Source organism: Curtobacterium sp. B8 (assembly GCF_000333315.1).
GTDB lineage: Bacteria > Actinomycetota > Actinomycetes > Actinomycetales > Microbacteriaceae > Curtobacterium > Curtobacterium luteum.
Window position 1 is genome coordinate 1 of the sequence record NZ_BACW01000381.1, and the last position, 3,656, is coordinate 3,656.

General features: G+C 71.8%; 3 protein-coding genes. 1 reads left to right on the forward strand and 2 read right to left on the reverse strand.

What is annotated here, in order from left to right:
- Window positions 1-165: 165 nt before the first annotated feature.
- Entirely contained in the window at window positions 166-525 is a 360-nt protein-coding gene (gene rpsF / locus I59_RS09860; RefSeq protein WP_022903728.1) for a 30S ribosomal protein S6, read from the reverse strand.
- Window positions 526-774: 249 nt separating this feature from the next.
- Window positions 775-2,208 carry a CCA tRNA nucleotidyltransferase gene (locus I59_RS09865; RefSeq protein WP_022903729.1) on the reverse strand — a complete coding sequence of 478 codons (1,434 nt, stop codon included), beginning with the start codon at window positions 2,206-2,208 and terminating at the stop codon, window positions 775-777.
- Window positions 2,209-2,332: 124 nt separating this feature from the next.
- On the opposite strand from I59_RS09865, the gene I59_RS09870 reads away from it, so the two are divergent.
- Window positions 2,333-3,656, forward strand: a 1,324-nt coding sequence (locus I59_RS09870; protein ID WP_022903730.1) for a DUF6049 family protein, incomplete at its 3' end; no start/stop codon positions are given.

Consider the following 3,656-nt stretch of genomic DNA (forward strand, 5'->3'; position numbering starts at 1 on the left):
GTCGTTCGTTGCGCACGCGGGCAGTCGCCGTCGCTGTGGTGCGACGCCGTCGTCGTCGTGCGACAGCGGAGACGTCGTTCGTTGCGCACGCGGAAAGTCGCCGTCGCCGGAGCAGACCGACCACCACCCCAGGACGACGCGGACGAGCCGCCGCGGCACGACCGACTAGGCGTGGACCTCGTGCTCGTGCCGCCGGTGCGACTCGTCGCGCTGCTTCTGGGCGGCGACCTGGGCGATCGCCTCCTCGGCGCGGAGGACCTTGGTGCGGAGGACGGCCTCGGAGAGACCGAGCTGGCGGTCGAGCTCCTTGGCGGCTTCGGGGGAGGACGTGAAGTCCACGACGGCGTAGATGCCCTCGGACTTCTTCGCGATCTCGTAGGCGAGACGACGACGGCCCCAGACGTCCACGTTGTCGACGGTCCCACCGTCGTTGCGGATCACGGCCAGGAACTTGTCCAGGCTGGGAGCGACGGTGCGCTCGTCGATCTCGGGGTCGAGGATCGCCATCAGTTCGTACTGGTGCATGCGGAACCCACCTCCTTTGGTCTCGGCGGCTCCGGGCGGTTCCCGGAGCAGGAGGGTTGATGCATGTGTCAGCGCGCAGACGCGCGGAGACAACCTGGGTAGCCTACCGGACCGCCTGGAGGCGCGCCACCACCTGTGGAAGCCGCCCCGGGCCTCTCCCCACCGGCTCGGCCGGCCCGCCGCTGGCGCGTCGGTCCGGAACCGGCGGCGTGGGCCCAGACGGTCACCCTGCGCGCGTGGTGCGGACGCTCAGTCGCCGTCGCGCGCCGCCCACCATGCGCGCAGGCGCACCTCGGCCTCGTCCGCGCCGAGGGGCCCCTCGTCCATCCGGGTCTCGAGGAGGAACCGGTAGGCCTCGCCCACGGCTCGACCGGGCGAGATGCCGAGGATCCGCATGATGTCGTCGCCGGTGAGGTCCGGCCGGATCGAGTCGAGCTCCTCTTGTTCCGCGAGCGTCGCGATCCGGGCCTCGAGGTCGTCGTACGCGAACCCGAGCCGGTCGGCCTTGCGCCGGTTCCGTGTCGTGACGTCGGAGCGGGTGAGCTCGTGCAGCCGTTCGAGCTGGGGTCCGGCGTCGCGGACGTACCGGCGCACGGCCGAGTCGGTCCAGGCGCCGTCGGTGTAGCCGAAGAAACGGAGGTGCAGCTCGATGAGCCGGGCGACCGCCGCGATCGAGTCGTTGTCGAACCGGAGCGCACGGAGTCGCTTCTTCGCGAGCTTCGACCCGACGAGGTCGTGGTGGTGGAAGCTCACGGCACCGCCCGGCTCGAGCTTCCGCGTCGCGGGCTTGCCGATGTCGTGCAGGAGCGCGGCGAGCCGGAGCACGGTGTCGGGGGCGGCACCGGGGTGACGCTCGGCCTCGTACCCGATCGCCTGGGTGAGCACCGTCAACGAGTGCTCGTAGACGTCCTTGTGGTGGTGGTGCTCGTCGATCTCGAGCCGCATGGCCGGGAGCTCGGGCAGGAAGCGGTCGGCGAGCCCGGTGTCGACGAGCAGGCGGAGTCCGGGCACCGGATCGGCGGTGTTCAGCAGCTTCACGAGCTCGTCGCGCACCCGCTCGGCCGAGACGATGTCGATCGAGTCGACGAGGGTGGTCATGGCCTCGCGGACGTCGTCGGCGACGGTGAAACCGAGCTGCGACGTGAACCGGGCCGCACGCATCATCCGCAGTGGGTCGTCCCGGAACGAGACGATCGCCTCCTGCGGGGTGCGGAGCCGTCCGGCGAGGAGGTCCTCGACGCCGCCGTGCACGTCGACCAGCTCGCGCTGGGGGAGTCGGAGCGCCATGGCGTTGACCGTGAAGTCGCGGCGGAGGAGGTCGTCCTCGATGGTGTCGCCGAACGCGACCTCGGGCTTGCGGGTCTCACCGTCGTAGACGTCGCTCCGGTAGGTCGTGATCTCGACCTGCTCGTCGCGCACCCGTGCGGCGATCGTGCCGAACTGCCGCCCGACGTCCCAGGTCGCGCTCGCGATCGGCTCGACGATCCGGAGGACCTCGTCCGGGGTGGCGTCGGTCGTGAAGTCGAGGTCGGTCACCGGGCGCCCGAGGAAGGCGTCACGGACCGGGCCGCCGACGAGGGCCAGCTCGTGTCCGGCGTCGGCGAACGCCCGTGCGAGGGTGGCCACGGGGAGGGTTTCGGCGAGTGCGTCGAGTCGCTCGACGGCCTGGGCAACGGACTGCATGACAGACCAATCCTCCCAGATCGTGCTCGCGAGTTCTCCACACCCTGCGCGCGCACGGGCGGTGTTCATGGTGGGGCCTCATACACTCGTGCTCGGTCCGGGTCGATCCGCCGGGCACCCCTGTATGCAGCTCTTCCGCACCATGTTCGCCGCAGCCGCGTCGTCCCTCGTCGCGCTCGGTCTCGTCGTCGCGCCCGTGACAGCCCCGGCCGCGAGCGCCCTGACGACCCCGTCGGCGGTGTCGACCTCGGCAGCCGACCCCGCCTCCGGCGCGGAGGGCAAGACGACCGTCACGGTGTCGCCCGCGAGCCGTGGGATCGTGCACCGCGACGAGGACCTCACCCTCTCCGTCACGGTGACGAACGACACCGACCAGGCGCTCCCCGCCGGCTCGGCGGAGCTCGACATCTCCCGCGTCGTGAGCTCGCGCGACCAGCTCTCGGACTGGCTCGCCGACACCAGCACGACCGGTTACCCCGGCGCCCCGATGGACACGGTGGACGTCCCGGCCGTCCCGGCCCACCGATCGGTGACGCTCCGGAACGTGCAGATCGTCCCGGGCAACGTCGGCCTCGGCGGGTACGGGTCCTTCGGTCCCCGCCGCATCGCCGCCGTCTACACCGCGGGTGGCACGACCGCGATCGCACGCTCCGCGATCACCTGGTACCCCGACTTCGAGCAGACCCCCGTCGGCGTCTCGGTCGCGATGCCGATCACCCTGCCGGCGTCGTCCACGATGTTCGTCACGCCGGACGAGCTCGCAGCGGCCACCGCCGTCGACGGCACGCTCACCCAGCAGCTCCGGGCGGTCGAGGGACACAACGTCGCGGTCGGCATCGACCCCCGCATCATCGCGTCGATCCGGATCCTCGGACAGAACGCCCCGTCGAGCGCCATCGCCTGGCTGCAGGAACTCGAGGGGCTCCGCAACGAGACCTTCGCCCTGCCCTGGGCCGACGCGGACGTCACGGGGCTCCGCCAGGCGGGAGCGGACGGCGTCCTCGCCCCGATCTCGCTCGACCCCGGGATCGACGCGGAGAACTTCCCCGGCGCCTCGACCCCGAGCCCCACACCGTCCGGCGAGACGCCCACGGACGGTCCGACCGCTGGCGCCGGCGCAACGGCGGGCGACACCGCCACGACCGCGCCGACCGACGGCCCGACGACCCCGACCAGCACGACGGGCACGACCGACGGCACCGACCCGGACAGCACCGCCGTCCTGCCGACGACCGCGTCGCTCCTCGACTTCGACTACTCGATCGACTCGCTGGCCTGGCCGGTCGAGGGCACGGTGTCGAAGAACGACCTCCCCGCCCTCCGCGCCGCGGGCACGAAGACCACGATCGTCTCGAGCGGGAACACCTCCGCCGGCGCGGACACCACGATCCCGGCCTCCGAACGCATCGGCTCCGACCACTTGCTCGTGGCCGACCAGGCGATGTCCT